Here is an 18,067-nt window from a genome sequence, read left to right as displayed (position 1 = left end):
CGCTACTCCTCAACGTCGTCTAGCGATAAACCCAGATTGCTGATGCCACCATTGCGACCTAATTCACGCACCTCTTTCAGCGACGCCTTATCCAGCGGTTCGCTGACGGCTTCCAATACGGCATCCTGAAAATCGTTTTCGTCGTCCATCAACGGATGGTCGCGAATAATCAGCGCTAGCTTCTGCGCGTCAACCTCGCCTTCAGTAAGCTCTATAAAGGCGCGTACGCCCGCTCGGGATGTGCGGCTAACATCCAGCACGGCCTCTGGGGAGTCGCCTTGCAGGGTGTCCAGCAGCGCTGAGACCGACACTACTGCATCCAGGGCGCGCCGGGCACCAAAGCTGTCATCCTCTTCGGGCGGCTCACACTCGGCTAGCTTTTCCGCTTGGCGGGCAAAGTCGATACTGGCATTGGGCACATTAAGCCGCTCCCAGACCAAGCTCAGCACGGTGCCTAGCGTATGGCTATCGCCGTGGCCGGTGGTTTGCTGATAAAGCATATAGTTAGGCAGCAAACGTTCACACAACGCCGCCATGAAGGCTTGCTGGGCAGGTAGTGGGAGTTCTTGTAACCGTTTGTAAAAGCCCTGGGGTTTCGACACCATACTGATTTCCTGGATCGCCTGCTGTGGGATATTGGTGAAAGTTAGCGGGTACGTTATCGTCTCTCTACGCTTGGGGCGATCCCCAGCGCTTTGATGATTGTACGGCCGGCGAGGAGATTACCATGCATATTCATCTGCTACAGCACGGCCCTGACCATGGCCCCGCCCGATTAACCGATTGGCTAACCAGTATGGGCCATAGTTACACCGTTTTTCATCTCTACGCAGGCGAGCTAACGCCCCGCCCAAACGAGTCTGATGCACTGATTATACTTGATGGCCCAGAAGAGCTACTCAGCCATCCTCCGGCGTGGTTTAAAGCCGAAGATAAGCTCATCAACCGCTATTTGGATGGTCAAAAACCGCTGCTGGGTATTGGCGTAGGCGCCCACTGGATAGCCCAGGCACTGGGCTCGGTGGTAGCGCCTGGTACCTATACTGAAACAGGCTGGCATACAGTCACCCTAGCGCCGGAAAGCTTGCTGGATTTACCCGAAACATTCAGCGCTTTTATGTGGCATCGCTATGTCTTCAGTTTACCCGACGATGCGCTGCCCCTAGGCGGTAGCGAAGCTGCACCGCTGCAAGGGTTTGCATGGGACAGAGGTCGTGTCATCGGCCTGCTGTGCCACCTGGAAGCCACTGCGGCTAGCGTGAAACAGCTACTGGGCACAGCCGAGTGGCCTGGAGCGTCGCCTTCCACTACCCGCTATGTTCAGGATGCGGCCCAAATATTAGAAGACCCCAACCGCTTTATTCACCTCGCGCCACAGCTCGACCGACTGATGACCCAGTGGCTTAAAGCAGCGTAACAGTAGCAAGCGTCAGCGGTTCCACTGCCTGGCGGCCTCTAGGCAGCTATCCCAATCGCCCACATGAATCTCTGGCGGCGCAGCGTCGCGCTGCTTCTCTAAATGGTAGCGGTAGAGCGGGTCGTAGTACTCGGTGAGCAGCGGCGCAAGCCAGGCTTCATGGGCTTGGAGGTTGCCCTGGGCATGCTCTTTGAATGCCAGCGCCTGCAGCCGCTGTAAGCGCTGAAGGCGCGCGTTACCCAAGCGTTTTCCTAGTCGGATAAGGGAATTACTTAACTGCGCCTGCATTAATTGCCAGCCCTGGTAGGCCCCATGACGAGCGGCATAGGCCTGCTCCAGGTCGATAATATAGTCCTGCTGAATCTGAGCAAGGCGCCAATCCAGCGGCATTTCGATACGCACCCGCGGCGCTTGCTGCAGTGCTCGCCAGAAAGTCAGCGGAATATTGGCGTTGCCAATCTGACGGGACTCATCTTCGATGACCAGCCCTCCCGTCAGCCCGATTAGCCGCTTGGCCAGCGCATGCTCGAAGTTGATTTGAGTAGCAGGCTCTTCGGGCCTGCGCCCAAAGGCCGAGCCTTTGTGGTGCGCATAAGCTTCCAGGTCGACGCCATTATCGAGCTGATTAATCAGCGCTGTTTTTGCACACCCGGTGAGCCCAGCAACAACCAGCATTGGCTGAAGCGCGGCCGTATCAATGCGCTCACACAGCGCTTGGCGCATAGCTTTCCAGCCACCCTCCAGCCGTGGCCTTGAGATACCGGCCTCGTCCAGCCACTGCTGAGCAATTTGCGAGCGCAGTCCACCGCGAAAGCAGTAAATCAATGCATCTGGGTATTCGGCTAAGTACTTCTGCCACGCTGCGACCCGAGCCTGCTTGACCTCGCCGCTGACTAAACGCTCACCTAGCTCAATCGCCGCGGCTTGACCATGCTTCTTATAAGCGATGCCCACCTGATGACGCTCGTCATCGACCATTAAGGGCAGATTGACGGCACCGGGCAGCGCGCCCTGGGCAAACTCCACCGGGGCACGCACATCTATTAGCGGTCGCTCTTCTCTAATTAAACCCAATACCGCCGGTGTGGTGGCTGGAGTTGTGGCCAGTATCACCCGACCACCTCGATGGAGACTTTACCCTGGCGCGCCTTCATGACGCCGAATGACTGTAACGACAGGCCGAATTCGCGACCAATACGCTCAACGTCATCCTCCCAGGCGGGGTCAACGCTGAGCAGCAGGCCGCCGGAAGTCTGGGGGTCGCACAACCACTGCCAGTGGGCTTCATCCATGGCCGGCAGGCTTTCCCCCAGCGCATCACGATTGCGCAGCGTACCACCGGGCACAGCGCCTTGGCGGCGGTAGGACTCTGCCTCGGCCAGACGAGGCAACTTACGGAAATCAATCTGGGCCATGACGTTACTGGCCTGGCACATTTCAGCAAGGTGGCCCGCCAATCCAAAACCGGTGATATCAGTCATGGCATTCACCCCTTTTACATTGGCAAGCTTCACACCAATACTATTGGGCTTGAGCATCGTTTCACGGGCAAGACCATGGTGGCCCATTTCCAGCAAGCCACGTTTCTCTGCTGTGGTTAGCATGCCCACGCCTAACGGCTTGGTTAAAAACAGTAGATCACCCGGCTTGGCGGTGCTGTTTAGCTTGAGCTTATCCAGGTCGACTAAGCCGTTTACCGCGAGTCCGAAAATCGGCTCGGGCGCATCAATGGAGTGACCGCCCGCCAGGGCAACGCCTAATTCGCGACATACCGCCTGGGCGCCGGCCATTACGTCACCAGCCACTTCAGCGCTTAGCTTATCCAGCGGCCAACCAAGAATACCCAATGCCATCACCGGCGTGCCGCCCATGGCGTAAACATCGCTGATGGCATTGGTCGCCGCGATACGGCCAAAATCGAAGGGATCATCGACAATGGGCATAAAGAAGTCCGTGGTGGCAATCATGCCCCGCCCATCGCCCAGATCGTAGACAGCCGCATCTTCGCGTCCCTGATTGCCGACGATAAGCCGCTTATGGCCCGCCGCTGGCCCCGCCTTGGCAAGAATGCCATCCAGCACGTCTGGGGCGATTTTGCAGCCACAGCCCGCGCCGTGGCTATATTGGGTCAAGCGAATCGAACTCATCGTGTCTCTCCTTGGCACTTGGGGAATATCATCAGTTTAACCCAGTATCGTCCAGGCTACAGGGCGTCCAGCGCATCGCTGAGTTTATCAACAGCGATCACTTCCATACCCTTAGGCGCCTGCTTGGGTGCGTTAGCGCGCGGTACAATGGCGCGGAGAAAACCGTGCTTGGCCGCTTCGGCAATGCGTTCTTGACCACTGGGCACCGGGCGTATCTCGCCCGATAGCCCAACCTCACCAAACACCACTAGCTCTTTGGGTAGCGCGCGATTTTGCAGGCTAGAAACCACGGCTAGCAACACCGCCAAGTCGGCGCTGGTTTCGAGCACTTTGACACCGCCGACGACATTCAAGAACACATCCTGGTCACCGGTAAACAATCCACCGTGGCGATTAAGTACTGCCAGCAGCATAGCCAGGCGGTTTTGATCAACGCCGACGGCGACACGGCGAGGGTTACCCAGCGCGGACTCATCCACCAGCGCCTGTACCTCCACCAGAATCGGCCGTGTGCCTTCCCAGACCACCATGACTAAACTACCTGGCGCCTGCTCCTCCTGGCGAGAAAGAAAGATTGCGCTGGGGTTTTTAACTTCTTTAAGGCCCTGTTCAAGCATGGCGAAAACACCTAGCTCGTTGACGGCGCCAAAGCGGTTTTTCTGCCCTCGCAGGGTACGAAAGCGTGAGTCGGCGCCCCCCTCTAATAGCAGCGAGGCATCAATCATATGCTCAAGCACTTTAGGGCCCGCCAGCGAACCGTCCTTAGTGACGTGGCCTACCAGTAGCAAAACCGTATTAGTCTTTTTGGCGAAGCGCGTTAGCGCCGCGGCTGACTCGCGCACCTGGGCAACGCCACCGGGTGCAGAACTGATATCTTCCAGATGCATGGTTTGGATGGAGTCAATCACCAGAATCTCTGGCTTCTCCCGCTCAGACACCGCCAAGATGGTTTCCACGCTGGTCTCGGCCAACATTTTCAAGCCATTGGTAGGCAACTGTAGGCGGTGCGCACGCATCGCTACCTGGGAGAGCGACTCCTCACCGGTTACATAGAGGATACGCCGCTGCTGGGCCAACTTGCAGGCCGTTTGCAATAGCAGGGTCGATTTACCCGCGCCAGGATTGCCACCCAAAAGCACCGCCGAGCCGGGCACAAGCCCACCGCCCAGCACGCGATCAAACTCTGCGAAAGTGGAGCTCATGCGGGGTACTTCGCTAAGATCCACATTGCCCAGGTCGATCACTTCGCGTGACAGATCACCCGCGTAACCAGATCGACTGGGGGCTGCACCGCCGCCAGGGCGAGCGCTCGCCAAGTGCACTTCACTAAGCGTGTTCCACTCTTGGCAACTGCTACATTGCCCCTGCCACTTACGGTATTCGGCGCCGCACTCGGTACACACAAAGGCGCTTTTGGCTTTGGCCACTGCCATTACACTCCTACTGTTGCTGTCACTAAGTGGCAACTTACGCTTGGCTGCCGCTAGTATTCATCACTTACTGTCGCGTACTTTATATTCATGAGTGCCAGCAAACACAAAAGGCGGCCAGTGGCCGCCTTTTGTACTACTGGCTAACGTCTTATTGACGCTTTAGCTGCAGCATTTCACCATTTTCAAAGCGGCGACGCTCTGGGTCAATCAACTCCAACGTGCTCTCATCAATACGCATGAAGTAGTAGATTTGACCATCGCCATCTGGCGTCAGTTCGTAAACAGTGGCGTCAGGATCGGAAGGCGTACCGGTTAGCACTTCCCAGTTACCCGCGTAGTTTTCATCCGGCGGTGTTTGAGGGTGGTTACGGTAAGAAGCGTTCAGTGTGAAGGTACGCTCTTCAGCCGCGCTCATTTCTTCACCCACCATCGTGACATCCAGATCGATACCATCGCAATTGCGGCAAGGTAATGAACCTTGGTAATTTTGCTGTGCGGCAGCTGCCTCTTCTTGCTGCTGCTCCATGGGGCTGCTTGCACAGCCAGCCAGCAGTGCCAACATGGCCGAACCGGCCAGCAAACTCTTAAGTTGCATAGAGTGTCTCCTTAATCTCGTGTTGGACATCACATTTATTTACGCGCACTTATGACAGCATAACCGCTACAAGGTGCGACGCACACCCCTAGTGATGCGAATGCTTGCGCTTAGTTAGCCTTCAAGCGACCATGGTGTACCTTGCTAGGATAATCAGGTTACCCACATGAGCCAATACTGGAGTCCGGCCGTTCGCGAACTTACGCCTTACGTGCCCGGCGAGCAGCCACGCGAGCAGCTTGTAAAGCTCAATACCAATGAAAACCCTTACCCACCTGCGCCAGGTGTCGGTGAGGCACTGCGTGACTACGCGACCGATCATCTACGCCTCTACCCTGACCCAACCTCTGCAGCGCTGCGTGAAGCGTTAGCGGAGACGTTTCAGGTAGCGCGTAGCCAAGTGTTTGTCGGTAATGGTTCCGATGAGGTGCTAGCGTTTGCCTTTCAGGCATTTTTCCGCCATGGCGCACCACTAGACGTACCCACGATCACCTATAGCTTCTACCCCGTGTACGCCAATCTTTATGGCGTTGAGCTGCGAAAGCATCCGCTCAATAAGCAGTGGGAAGTCGATATTGATGCGCTTGGAGCGGATACTAGCCGCAGCGGCGTTATTTTCGCTAACCCCAACGCCCCTACTGGCCACGCGCATTCGCTTGCGACTATCGAGGCGCTGCTAAAGCGCGTCACTGATCGAGTAGTGCTTGTGGACGAGGCGTATGTCGATTTCGGCGCAGAGAGTGCTGTTTCGCTGATTGATCGCTACCCTAACCTTCTCGTCACCGGTACGTTTTCTAAATCACGCAGTTTGGCAGGCTTGCGGCTAGGCTATGCGGTGGGCTCAGAGGAGTTGATTGATGGCCTGCTGCGGGTAAAAGACTCCTTTAACTCCTTTCCAGTGGATAGTTTGGCAAGCTTAGTAGGCATCGCCGCACTCAAAGATGTCGAGCATTTTGAAGCCTGCCGCGAGCGTGTTATCACCACCCGTGAACGCACTCACCGGCGCCTTGAAGCGTTGGGATTTGAAGTATTGCCCTCTAAGGCTAACTTTGTGCTCGCCCAGCACCCTAACCACGAAGGTGCGCAGCTATTTGCTGGCCTACGCGAGCGGGGCATTCTGGTGCGCCATTTTAATACCTCAGACCTCAACAACTTCCTACGCATCACTATCGGCACCGATGATGAGATGGATAGTTTGATTGAAGCGTTAGAGATGCTTCTCTAGTAAAGGGTGAGGCGTGAGGCGTGAGGCGTGAGGCGTGAGGCGTGAGGCGTGAGGCGTGAGGCGTGAGGCGTGAGGCGTGAGGCGTGAGGCGTGAGGTGGAACAGGATATTCGTTAGATACCCCTACACCAACGTTTTCTACTCACTATTCCCCTCACTCCTCACTATTTACCCCTCACGACCATGCAAAAAAAATCCCCCAAGGCATCAGCCCTGGGGGATTTTTCATAATAAGTGCCTGACGATGACCTACTCTCGCATGGGGAGACCCCACACTACCATCGGCGCTAAGCGGTTTCACTTCTGAGTTCGGCAAGGGATCAGGTGGTTCACGCGTGCTATGGTCGTCAGGCGTAACTGTTAATGTACATCATGCTGACTCTAGCGTTGCTTGCTAATTGTGTGCGTCTCATCGCCTGTCGCCCTGGCGTTATGTCGCTTGGGCCACACGCTGCGTATCCGGTTTTCATTGACGTCATCATCGCGACCAGACCCCTTGGGTGTTATAGGGTCAAGCCTCACGGGCCATTAGTACACGTTAGCTCAACGCCTTGCAGCGCTTCCACACCGTGCCTATCAACCAGCTGGTCTCGCTGGGCCCTTCAGGAGGCTCTAGGCCTCAGGGATGTCTCATCTTGAAGGGGGCTTCCCGCTTAGATGCTTTCAGCGGTTATCCCGTCCGACCATAGCTACCCGGCAATGCCACTGGCGTGACAACCGGAACACCAGAGGGTCGTCCACTCCGGTCCTCTCGTACTAGGAGCAGCCCTTCTCAAACATCCAACGCCCACGGCAGATAGGGACCGAACTGTCTCACGACGTTCTAAACCCAGCTCGCGTACCACTTTAAATGGCGAACAGCCATACCCTTGGGACCGACTTCAGCCCCAGGATGTGATGAGCCGACATCGAGGTGCCAAACACCGCCGTCGATGTGAACTCTTGGGCGGTATCAGCCTGTTATCCCCGGAGTACCTTTTATCCGTTGAGCGATGGCCCTTCCATACAGAACCACCGGATCACTAGAACCTGCTTTCGCACCTGCTCGACGTGTCTGTCTCGCAGTCAAGCACCCTTATGCTCTTGCACTCATTGCACGATGTCCGACCGTGCTGAGGGTACCTTCGTGCTCCTCCGTTACTCTTTAGGAGGAGACCGCCCCAGTCAAACTACCCACCACACACTGTCCTCGATCCGGATAACGGACCTGAGTGAGAACGCCAATGATGCCAGGCTGGTATTTCAAGGTTGGCTCCCTCCGAACTGGCGTCCAGAGTTCTAAGCCTCCCAGCTATCCTACACAGGCAACATCAGCGTCCAGTGTGAAGCTATAGTAAAGGTTCACGGGGTCTTTCCGTCTAGCCGCGGGTACACCGCATCTTCACGGCGATTTCAATTTCACTGAGTCTCGGGTGGAGACAGCGTGGCCATCATTACGCCATTCGTGCAGGTCGGAACTTACCCGACAAGGAATTTCGCTACCTTAGGACCGTTATAGTTACGGCCGCCGTTTACCGGGGCTTCAATCAAGAGCTTCGCCTTGCGGCTAACACCATCATTTAACCTTCCGGCACCGGGCAGGCGTCACACCCTATACGTCCGCTTGCGCGTTAGCAGAGTGCTGTGTTTTTAATAAACAGTTGCAGCCACCTGGTATCTTCGACCGGTTCGGGCTAGGAGAGCAAGTCTCTTCACCCTACGCCGGCGTGCCTTCTCCCGAAGTTACGGCACCATTTTGCCTAGTTCCTTCACCCGAGTTCTCTCAAGCGCCTTGGGATTCTCACCCTGACCACCTGTGTCGGTTTGGGGTACGGTCGCACATGATCTGAAGCTTAGAGGCTTTTCCTGGAAGCGTGGCATCAGTGACTTCCTGACCGTGGTCAGTTCGTCTCGTGTCTCGGCTTTAAGACCCCGGATTTACCTAAGGTCTCGGCCTACTCACTTTCACCAGGACTACCAACGCCTGGCTCACCTAGCCTTCTTCGTCCCCCCATCGCAACCATGTCCGGTACGGGAATATTGACCCGTTTCCCATCGACTACGCCTTTCGGCCTCGCCTTAGGGGCCGACTCACTCTGCTCCGATTAGCGTCGAACAGAAACCCTTGGTCTTCCGGCGAGGGAGTTTTTCACTCCCTTTATCGTTACTCATGTCAGCATTCGCACTCGTGATACCTCCAGCGAACTTCTCAATTCACCTTCATTGGCTTACACGACGCTCCTCTACCGCGAATTCCTATCGAAATAGAAACTCACCCGTAGCTTCGGTACCTGGTTTAGCCCCGTTACATCTTCCGCGCAGGCCGACTCGACTAGTGAGCTATTACGCTTTCTTTAAAGGATGGCTGCTTCTAAGCCAACCTCCTAGCTGTCTGAGCCTTCCCACATCGTTTCCCACTTAACCAGGATTTCGGGACCTTAGCTGACGGTCTGGGTTGTTTCCCTTTTCACGACGGACGTTAGCACCCGCCGTGTGTCTCCCACGCTCTACTCACCGGTATTCGGAGTTTGCCTCGGGTTGGTAAGTCGGGATGACCCCCTAGCCGAAACAGTGCTCTACCCCCGGCGGTACTACGTGAGGCGCTACCTAAATAGCTTTCGAGGAGAACCAGCTATCTCCGAGCTTGATTAGCCTTTCACTCCGATCCACAAGTCATCCAAATCTTTTTCAACAGATCCTGGTTCGGGCCTCCAATTGATGTTACTCAATCTTCACCCTGCTCATGGATAGATCGCTCGGTTTCGGGTCTATATCCAGCGACTGTGTCGCCCAGTTAAGACTCGGTTTCCCTACGGCTCCCCTATACGGTTAACCTCGCCACTGAATATAAGTCGCTGACCCATTATACAAAAGGTACGCAGTCACAGAACAAGTCTGCTCCTACTGCTTGTACGCACACGGTTTCAGGATCTATTTCACTCCCCTCTCCGGGGTTCTTTTCGCCTTTCCCTCACGGTACTGGTTCACTATCGGTCAGCCAGGAGTATTTAGCCTTGGAGGATGGTCCCCCCGTCTTCAGTCAAGGTTTCTCGTGCCCCGACCTACTCGATTTCACATGATCAGATTTTCGACTACGGGGCTATCACCCGCTACGGCCACGCTTCCCAGCGTGTTCGCCTAATCAGTCTCATGCTTAAGGGCTGGTCCCCGTTCGCTCGCCGCTACTAGGGGAATCTCGGTTGATTTCTTTTCCTCAGGGTACTTAGATGTTTCAGTTCCCCTGGTTCGCCTCGTACACCTATGTATTCAGTGCACGATACTCATCTTGTGATGAGTGGGTTTCCCCATTCAGAAATGCCCGGGTCACAGGTTGTTGCCACCTCACCGAGCCTTATCGCAGGCTACCACGTCTTTCATCGCCTCTGGCTGCCTAGGCATCCACCGTGTGCGCTTCATTGCTTGACCCTATAACCCGAAGGAGTCTGGCATCTCGCAATGATCACGTTTCATTTTGCCGGATACGCTTGAGACGTATCACAATTTAAGACCACTTCTTACGAAGTGTTCTTGTCAGCATGATATACATTGTTAAAGAGCGACTGCTATAAGCAGTGATAAGCGTTCTTTCATATTAAAAAAGAAAAAGACCTTTAAGACCTTAAAAGCTATTTTTTCTTTTTAACGTGAAAAAAACAGAGCCACTTATCACTGCGTATCAACAGTATTCTGATCAGGTAATTCATTGTGGACGCTTACCGACTGTGACGCATCGTTTAAGGAGGTGATCCAGCCGCAGGTTCCCCTACGGCTACCTTGTTACGACTTCACCCCAGTCATGAACCACACCGTGGTGATCGCCCTCTTGCGTTAGGCTAACCACTTCTGGTGCAGTCCACTCCCATGGTGTGACGGGCGGTGTGTACAAGGCCCGGGAACGTATTCACCGTGACATTCTGATTCACGATTACTAGCGATTCCGACTTCACGGAGTCGAGTTGCAGACTCCGATCCGGACTGAGACCGGCTTTAAGGGATTCGCTGACTCTCGCGAGCTCGCAGCCCTTTGTACCGGCCATTGTAGCACGTGTGTAGCCCTACCCGTAAGGGCCATGATGACTTGACGTCGTCCCCACCTTCCTCCGGTTTGTCACCGGCAGTCTCCTTAGAGTTCCCGACATTACTCGCTGGCAAATAAGGACAAGGGTTGCGCTCGTTACGGGACTTAACCCAACATTTCACAACACGAGCTGACGACAGCCATGCAGCACCTGTCTTACAGTTCCCGAAGGCACACCAGAATCTCTTCCGGCTTCTGTAGATGTCAAGGGTAGGTAAGGTTCTTCGCGTTGCATCGAATTAAACCACATGCTCCACCGCTTGTGCGGGCCCCCGTCAATTCATTTGAGTTTTAACCTTGCGGCCGTACTCCCCAGGCGGTCGACTTATCGCGTTAACTTCGCCACAAAGTGCTCTAGGCACCCAACGGCTGGTCGACATCGTTTACGGCGTGGACTACCAGGGTATCTAATCCTGTTTGCTACCCACGCTTTCGCACCTCAGTGTCAGTGTCAGTCCAGAAGGCCGCCTTCGCCACTGGTATTCCTCCCGATCTCTACGCATTTCACCGCTACACCGGGAATTCTACCTTCCTCTCCTGCACTCTAGCCTGACAGTTCCGGATGCCGTTCCCAGGTTGAGCCCGGGGCTTTCACAACCGGCTTATCAAGCCACCTACGCGCGCTTTACGCCCAGTAATTCCGATTAACGCTTGCACCCTCCGTATTACCGCGGCTGCTGGCACGGAGTTAGCCGGTGCTTCTTCTGCGAGTGATGTCTTTCCTACCGGGTATTAACCGATAGGCGTTCTTCCTCGCTGAAAGTGCTTTACAACCCGAGGGCCTTCTTCACACACGCGGCATGGCTGGATCAGGGTTGCCCCCATTGTCCAATATTCCCCACTGCTGCCTCCCGTAGGAGTTCGGGCCGTGTCTCAGTCCCGATGTGGCTGATCATCCTCTCAGACCAGCTACGGATCGTTGCCTTGGTGAGCCATTACCTCACCAACTAGCTAATCCGACATAGGCTCATCCAATAGCGGGAGCCGAAGCCCCCTTTCTCCCGTAGGACGTATGCGGTATTAGCCTGGGTTTCCCCAGGTTATCCCCCACTATCGGGCAGATTCCTATGCATTACTCACCCGTCCGCCGCTCGTCAGCGGGTAGCAAGCTACCCCTGTTACCGCTCGACTTGCATGTGTTAGGCCTGCCGCCAGCGTTCAATCTGAGCCATGATCAAACTCTTCAGTTTAAGATCTATGTGATCCTTACATGTCACCCGAAGGCAACAAAAGCGGATCAAACTTGGCTCAAGGTTCAAACGAATTCATTCAAAACAGATCCCAAAGGACGAATCCTTTAAAACCTTATTGCTTGAGTCGCTTGCCTTGATATTGGGTGATTTGTCACCAACATCAGCAAGCGCCCACATGAATTACCTGATCAAATTGTTAAAGAGCTGTTTCGCTGTTAGGTTGCTGTGAAAGCAACCGGGCTGCCGTTGACTTGGCTTGCCTCAGCGAGGAAGGCGTATTCTACGCATTTCCTGGTGTTTGTCAATCGCTGTTTTTTTAGCGAGCGAGGCGAGCGATACAACCTGCTCTAACCTCCTGACAAACCGAAGGTTTTCACCTTCATTCACCGCTGGTAACGCTTGGCGTCCCCGGCAGCGGATGCGTACTTTACGGATTCGCTGACGGGTTGGCAAGGGCTGTTTTGAAATAACTGTCAAAAAAGTGGAGAAAAGTACTATCTACTCGCTTTAGCCTTACGCATAACGGCTAATACAGGGCCTGAAGCCACGTAGGTACCAAACAGCAATAACAGCATCACTGAAGGCTCGACCGAGATCAACACAAACGCCAGCACTATGGCTAGCAGCACAACAAAAGGTACCGGCTTTTTAAAATCGAGATCCTTGAAGCTGTAGTAACGGATATTACTCACCATCAACACACCCGCCGCAGCTACTACTACTAACATCAATAGTTTGAAACCAAAGGCATCAGCATCAAAGCTATGGAACGTCCATACACTGGCCGCCACTAGCGCGGCTGCAGAAGGGCTCGGCAAACCGATAAACCACTTTTTATCAACACTACCAATTTGTACGTTAAAGCGCGCAAGGCGAAGCGCCGCGCAGGCAACATAGAGAAAGGCCACTACCCACCCCGTCTTACCGATGTCCTGAAGAATCCAGGTAAAGGCAACTAAAGCGGGCGCCATACCAAAGGAGACCATGTCAGCCAAGCTGTCGTACTCAGCGCCGAATTCACTTTGCGTATTGGTCATACGGGCGACGCGGCCATCCAGGCCATCCAGTACCATGGCAATAAAGATCGCAACGGCAGCCGAGGTAAACTCACCATTAATGCCTGCCACTACTGCAAAAAAACCGGCAAAAAGCGCCGAAGTGGTAAATAGGTTGGGCAGCAAATAGATGCCTCGACGGCGAATCTTTTTACCGTCCTCTACGGCCTCTTCGACTACTTCGGTTTCACGCAAGAAGGCAGCCGCCAAATCTTCATTGTCGCCCACTTCTGACTGATGAGCACTGTCTGGCTGCTCAGCTTTATCAGACGGAGCCGAGTCTGGCTGGCCTGGGTTTGACTGATCAGAGTTTGAGTGCTTTTGGTCGCGAGCGTCCTGTGTCATAGTTTTCATCCATTAAAAGAGAAGTCACGGGAACCGTAGTCGCTTTCATTCTACACGGTGAGTGCCACTCAGCCAGCCAATTGCTGCATTGATACCCTGCGCGGTCTGCATCAGCGAGCGCTAACAGGTTAATAACTAAAAAGCGCCGCTCCGGGAAAGAAGCGACGCTTATGTTTACATTTAAGTGCTGACTGTAAAGGCTAAGTACTTTCGTGCTTAAAGCGACAACACCTTATCGCCCCGGGCAATACCCGAGACCCCAGTACGGGCGACCTCAAGAATACCCACCGGCGCCATGGCCTGAAGGAAAGCATCAAGCTTGCCCGCATCACCGGTGATCTGCACGGTATACAGGCTTGGCGTTACGTCGACGATCTGCGCGCGGAAGATATCCACCGTGCGCTTCACTTCATCGCGGGCCGCGCCTAGCGCTTTCACTTTAACCAACATCAGCTCGCGCTCGATATGGTTACCTTCGGTGAGATCCACCAGTTTAACCACATCGATCAGCTTATTGAGGTGCTTGGTGATCTGCTCGATGACCCGGTCATCGCCTATGGTGGTGACCGTTAAGCGCGACAGCGACGGGTCTTCAGTAGGCGCCACGTTAAGCGTTTCGATGTTGAAGTTACGCTGGGAGAACAACCCGACTACACGTGACAGCGCACCCGGTTCGTTTTCTAACAGAATCGAGATGATATGACGCATCAGGTACGCTCCGTTTTAGACAGCAGCATGTCGCGCATGGCACCTAACGGCACCTGCATCGGATAGACGTGCTCAAAAGGGTCGACCTTCACGTCAAGAAAGACCAGCTCGTGCTTATCAGCAAACGCACGCTCCAGTGCAGGCTCCAATTCATCAAGGGTATTGACGGTAATGGCGGTAAACCCATACGCCTCAATCAGCATATGGAAGTCCGGCAGCGACTCCATATAGGAGTGCGCGTGGCGTGACTTATAGTTCAAGTCCTGCCACTGACGTACCATACCCAACGACGCATTGTTAAGGTTGACGATCTTAACGCCCACCCCGTACTGCTTACAGGTGGAGAGCTCCTGCATCATCATCTGGAAGCTTCCTTCACCGGTGACGCACACTACGTCATCATCCGGGTAGTTCTGCTTGATACCCATGGCGGCGGGGAAACCAAAGCCCATGGTGCCCAAACCACCTGAGGTGATCAGTCGGTTGGGTTTATCAAACTTGTAGTACTGCGCTGCGAACATCTGGTGCTGACCAACATCGGTAGTCACGTAGGCTTCGCCTCGGGTTACCCGACAAAGCGCTTCAATAACTTCCTGTGGCTTAAGCGCTTCACCCACCTTGGAAGGCTCATAAAGCTTGCCTTCACGGTCGGCACGCCAGCCATCAATCTTTTCCCACCACTCAGTCAGTGCTTCAGGATGGGCAATTTTATGCCCCTGCACCAAACTGATCATCTCATTGATAACGCTGGAGGCCGGACCCACGATAGGTACATCGGCACGCACCGTTTTAGAGATCGAGCTCGGATCAACGTCGACGTGAATGATCTTTGCTGTGGGACAGAACTTCGATGTGCTGTTGGTCACGCGGTCGTCAAAGCGCGCCCCAATGGCAATGATCAGATCGGCGTGGTGCATGGCCATGTTCGACTCATAAGAGCCATGCATGCCCAGCCAACCCAAACACTGCCGGTCACTTTGCGGATACGCGCCAATGCCCATCAGCGTGGTGGTAATCGGGTAGCCCAACTGCTTGACCAGATCAGTCAAGCCTTCGCTGGCTTTGCCCGTGACCACGCCGCCACCGGTATAGAACACCGGGCGCTTGGCTTTGAGTATCATCTCAACGGCTTTTTTGATCTGCCCTGTGTGGCCACGCGTGACGGGGTTGTACGAGCGCATCTTGACCTTTTTCGGATAGATGTACTCATAACGCTCAGTGGGAGCCGTCATATCTTTTGGGATATCGACCACCACCGGGCCCGGACGCCCTGTAGCGGCTAAATAAAACGCCTTTTTGAGCACTTCCGGGATTTCAGACGGGTGACGAATCGAGAAGCTGTGCTTCACGATGGGCCGCGTCACGCCGACGATATCGGTTTCCTGGAAGGCGTCTTCACCGATCAGATGACTTGCCACCTGGCCACACAGCACTACCATGGGAATGGAGTCCATGTAGGCGGTGGCGATGCCGGTGACGGCGTTGGTGGCACCGGGGCCTGAGGTAACCAGTACGCAGCCGGGCTTGCCTGATGCACGGGCATAGCCATCGGCGGCGTGGGTAGCCGCTTGTTCGTGACGCACCAGAATGTGCTTCACTTTGTCCTGGCGGAAGAGTGCATCGTAAATATGCAGCGCTGCACCGCCGGGGTAACCATAAATGTATTCGATGCCCTCATCTTGCAAGAAGCGGGCGATCATATCTGCGCCGGAAAGCAGTTCCACTGTATTTCTCCCCTGGAGGTCTCGAGTGCGATCCGCAGGACATCCTGCGGTGTCGAGTGCGGCGGTATGCCGCTGCCGGCCCTTGCCGGCACCTGATGCCAAACCCTGGCAGATGGCCCGGTTAGGGCCTGCACTCTTGTCGGGAGAGGGTGCCTTATGTCGACATAAATCACCCGCTCCCTTACACGGCAGTTCGCCGTGTCGGGGCGTTGGCCAGGTTGGGCGGTTAGCCCAAGCCCGGAAGTCCTTCGGCGGGTAGAGGCTCTCGCCTACCCTTCGCGCGGGAATTAGGGGTTGCCCGTTGGATCCGCGCCCGCAAATCAGGAACTGACAAGATTCCATTAGCAGCCCCACCCTGTCAACCGCCATTACTCGCTGAATGCGCCCATGAGCCCCTTTTCGGCTCAGAGTTGCGGTAATCCAAATACGATTCTCGACGCACGAGACCAATGTCTAAGCCGAGAAATTCGCATATCGTCTGTGCGGCTGTGTAATATTTTAGGTGACACGATTCATCTAAAGTTTATTTCTGATACTCACAGCATTACCTGGAAGTGCAACTCCGAGGAAACATCGCCAGCATTTCCTTGCTTCTCATAGGCTTTCTAAATTCAGCCTATTTGGAGACAGTTAGCACTTATTAGGTGAATCGATTCATCAAACAACGAAGGGTCAGCCAACTGACCTACTACAGCAACAAGTAGCGCGAGGAAAAGCTCATGTCACGCATTGTGCAATGGTCCGTTACCGTGGCACTAGCCGGCTTCCTGTTCGGCTTTGATACGGCAGTAATTTCTGGGGCCGACAAGCCCATTCAAGCACTCTGGGGCCTCAGTGATCTGCAGCATGGTCTGTTGATCATGTCGATGGCTTTATGGGGCACTGTACTTGGCGCCATCTTCGGTAACTGGCCTACCGACCACCTTGGTCGACGCATGACTCTGCTGTTGATTGGTGTTCTGTACTTGGTATCGGCGATAGGATCCGCCGTGGCCACCGACCCCTGGGTCTTCGCCCTCTTCCGCCTCATCGGTGGCATTGGTGTGGGCGTCTCTTCAGTCGCCGCCCCGATTTATATTTCCGAGATTGCCCCACCTCGACATCGGGGTGTGCTGGTGGCCATGTACCAGTTCAATATCGTCTTCGGTATCCTCATGGCGTTCGTTTCCAACTATGTCATCGGCAGTATGATAGAGGGGGATATCGCCTGGCGCTGGATGCTCGGCATCGAGGCCATTCCGGCTCTGATTTACACTCTGATGATTACCCGTGTTCCGCGTAGCCCACGCTGGCTCATCCTCAAGCGCAATGACGTCAAAGAAGCAAGTCGCGTGCTGCGGATGATCGACCCAGACGTGGATGTTGATGCGGAAATTGCCACCATGCGAGCCGCCGAGAACGAGGAGCGCTCCGCTAATGCACGCTTCTTCTCTCGCCGCTATCGGCTGCCGATCCTACTTGCCTTTCTGATCGCCTTCTTCAATCAGTTGTCGGGTATCAACTTCATCATCTACTACGCGCCACGCGTGCTTGAGGCCGCTCAGCTCGGCAGCCAAGCGGCACTGCTGTCCACCGCGGGCATTGGTTTAGTCAATCTGGTCTTCACCATGATCGGGATGTCGCTGATCGACCGGTTCGGACGGCGCACACTCCTATTCATCGGTTCCGCAGGGTACCTGTTGTCATTAGTTCTGATCTCACGTGCCTTCTTTACCGATTCCCTGGGCGGTATCGAGGTGCCGCTGCTACTGGCCCTGTTTATTGCTGCCCATGCTATCAGTCAGGGGGCGGTGATCTGGGTCTTCATTGCAGAGGTGTTCCCCAACCATGTGCGTGCTCGCGGTCAATCCTTTGGCAGCTCAATCCACTGGGTCTTCGCAGCTTTGATTACCCTGGTCATGCCTTGGGTACTGGGCACTTTTAGTGGTGGCCCGGTGTTCGCCTTCTTCGCCATCATGATGTTGCTGCAATTAGTATTCGTGCTGATCCTGATGCCGGAAACACGCAATGTTTCTCTTGAAGAACTGCAAAAACACTTGGTAGGTAACGACGTCAAACTACGTAGGGTTCATCTATCAGGTGCCAGAGTTAAAGTCTGACCCACCCACAAGAAGCCAATAAAAAAGCCTCGCCAGCAAAGCTAGCGAGGCTTTTTACCTACTCAATTAG

General features: G+C 54.7%; 11 protein-coding genes and 3 rRNA genes. 3 read left to right on the top strand and 11 right to left on the bottom strand.

The features are described from left to right. Positions 1-2: 2 nt before the first annotated feature. Positions 3-605: a YjaG family protein gene (locus HZS52_RS09715; protein WP_190374657.1), complete on the bottom strand. Its 603-nt coding sequence runs from the start codon at positions 603-605 to the stop codon at positions 3-5. A 122-nt stretch (positions 606-727) separates the two neighbouring features. On the opposite strand from HZS52_RS09715, the gene HZS52_RS09710 reads away from it, so the two are divergent. Then, positions 728-1,417 carry a type 1 glutamine amidotransferase gene (locus HZS52_RS09710; protein ID WP_009288593.1) on the top strand — a complete coding sequence of 230 codons (690 nt, stop codon included), beginning with the start codon at positions 728-730 and terminating at the stop codon, positions 1,415-1,417. Positions 1,418-1,429: 12 nt separating this feature from the next. Here HZS52_RS09710 and mnmH read toward each other — a convergent pair whose 3' ends face one another. The 4 genes from mnmH to HZS52_RS09690 all read right to left on the bottom strand — a co-directional run bounded on the left by mnmH (position 1,430) and on the right by HZS52_RS09690 (position 5,592). Further along, positions 1,430-2,530, bottom strand: a complete 1,101-nt coding sequence (mnmH, locus tag HZS52_RS09705) for a tRNA 2-selenouridine(34) synthase MnmH (protein ID WP_223828107.1) — start codon at positions 2,528-2,530, stop codon at positions 1,430-1,432. Continuing rightward, positions 2,527-3,564, bottom strand: a complete 1,038-nt coding sequence (selD, locus tag HZS52_RS09700) for a selenide, water dikinase SelD (RefSeq protein ID WP_190374656.1) — start codon at positions 3,562-3,564, stop codon at positions 2,527-2,529. Before selD ends, mnmH begins: the two co-directional genes overlap by 4 nt. A gap of 56 nt (positions 3,565-3,620) precedes the next feature. Further along, positions 3,621-4,991 (bottom strand): DNA repair protein RadA, encoded by a 1,371-nt coding sequence (gene radA, locus HZS52_RS09695; protein ID WP_190374900.1) that lies wholly within the window; start codon positions 4,989-4,991, stop codon positions 3,621-3,623. A gap of 154 nt (positions 4,992-5,145) precedes the next feature. After that, entirely contained in the window at positions 5,146-5,592 is a 447-nt protein-coding gene (locus tag HZS52_RS09690) for a copper resistance protein NlpE N-terminal domain-containing protein (RefSeq protein ID WP_022522027.1), read from the bottom strand. 166 nt (positions 5,593-5,758) lie between these two features. Between HZS52_RS09690 and hisC the strand changes: the two genes are divergently transcribed. Next, positions 5,759-6,817 (top strand): histidinol-phosphate transaminase, encoded by a 1,059-nt coding sequence (gene hisC / locus HZS52_RS09685; protein WP_022522026.1) that lies wholly within the window; start codon positions 5,759-5,761, stop codon positions 6,815-6,817. Between the two features lie 235 nt (positions 6,818-7,052). Here the strand turns inward: hisC and rrf are convergent. The 6 genes from rrf to HZS52_RS09655 form a co-directional block, all read right to left on the bottom strand. Then, positions 7,053-7,168, bottom strand: a 5S ribosomal RNA gene (gene rrf, locus HZS52_RS09680). Positions 7,169-7,323: 155 nt separating this feature from the next. Further along, positions 7,324-10,221 (bottom strand): 23S ribosomal RNA (locus HZS52_RS09675). Positions 10,222-10,530: 309 nt separating this feature from the next. Beyond that, positions 10,531-12,063 (bottom strand): 16S ribosomal RNA (locus tag HZS52_RS09670). Together the 16S, 23S and 5S rRNA genes form the textbook arrangement of a ribosomal RNA operon. Before the next feature lie 497 nt (positions 12,064-12,560). Continuing rightward, a complete protein-coding gene (gene pssA / locus HZS52_RS09665) occupies positions 12,561-13,466 on the bottom strand; it encodes a CDP-diacylglycerol--serine O-phosphatidyltransferase (protein WP_190374655.1) in 906 nt (301 codons plus the stop codon). 216 nt (positions 13,467-13,682) lie between these two features. Next, complete coding sequence (ilvN, locus tag HZS52_RS09660; RefSeq protein ID WP_009287561.1) at positions 13,683-14,174, bottom strand: acetolactate synthase small subunit; 492 nt, start codon at positions 14,172-14,174, stop codon at positions 13,683-13,685. Next, complete coding sequence (locus HZS52_RS09655) at positions 14,174-15,898, bottom strand: acetolactate synthase 3 large subunit (protein ID WP_027956886.1); 1,725 nt, start codon at positions 15,896-15,898, stop codon at positions 14,174-14,176. The genes ilvN and HZS52_RS09655 overlap by 1 nt, the downstream gene beginning before the upstream one ends. Positions 15,899-16,617: 719 nt before the next feature. Between HZS52_RS09655 and HZS52_RS09650 the strand changes: the two genes are divergently transcribed. Next, positions 16,618-17,997: a sugar porter family MFS transporter gene (locus tag HZS52_RS09650; RefSeq protein ID WP_190374654.1), complete on the top strand. Its 1,380-nt coding sequence runs from the start codon at positions 16,618-16,620 to the stop codon at positions 17,995-17,997. Positions 17,998-18,067 lie beyond the last annotated feature (70 nt).

The sequence above is a fragment of the Vreelandella titanicae genome (genome assembly GCF_014697095.1).
Classification (GTDB): domain Bacteria; phylum Pseudomonadota; class Gammaproteobacteria; order Pseudomonadales; family Halomonadaceae; genus Vreelandella; species Vreelandella titanicae.
Note: the sequence above shows the minus strand (reverse complement) of the source record. Positions and strands in the feature narration are given on the sequence as shown.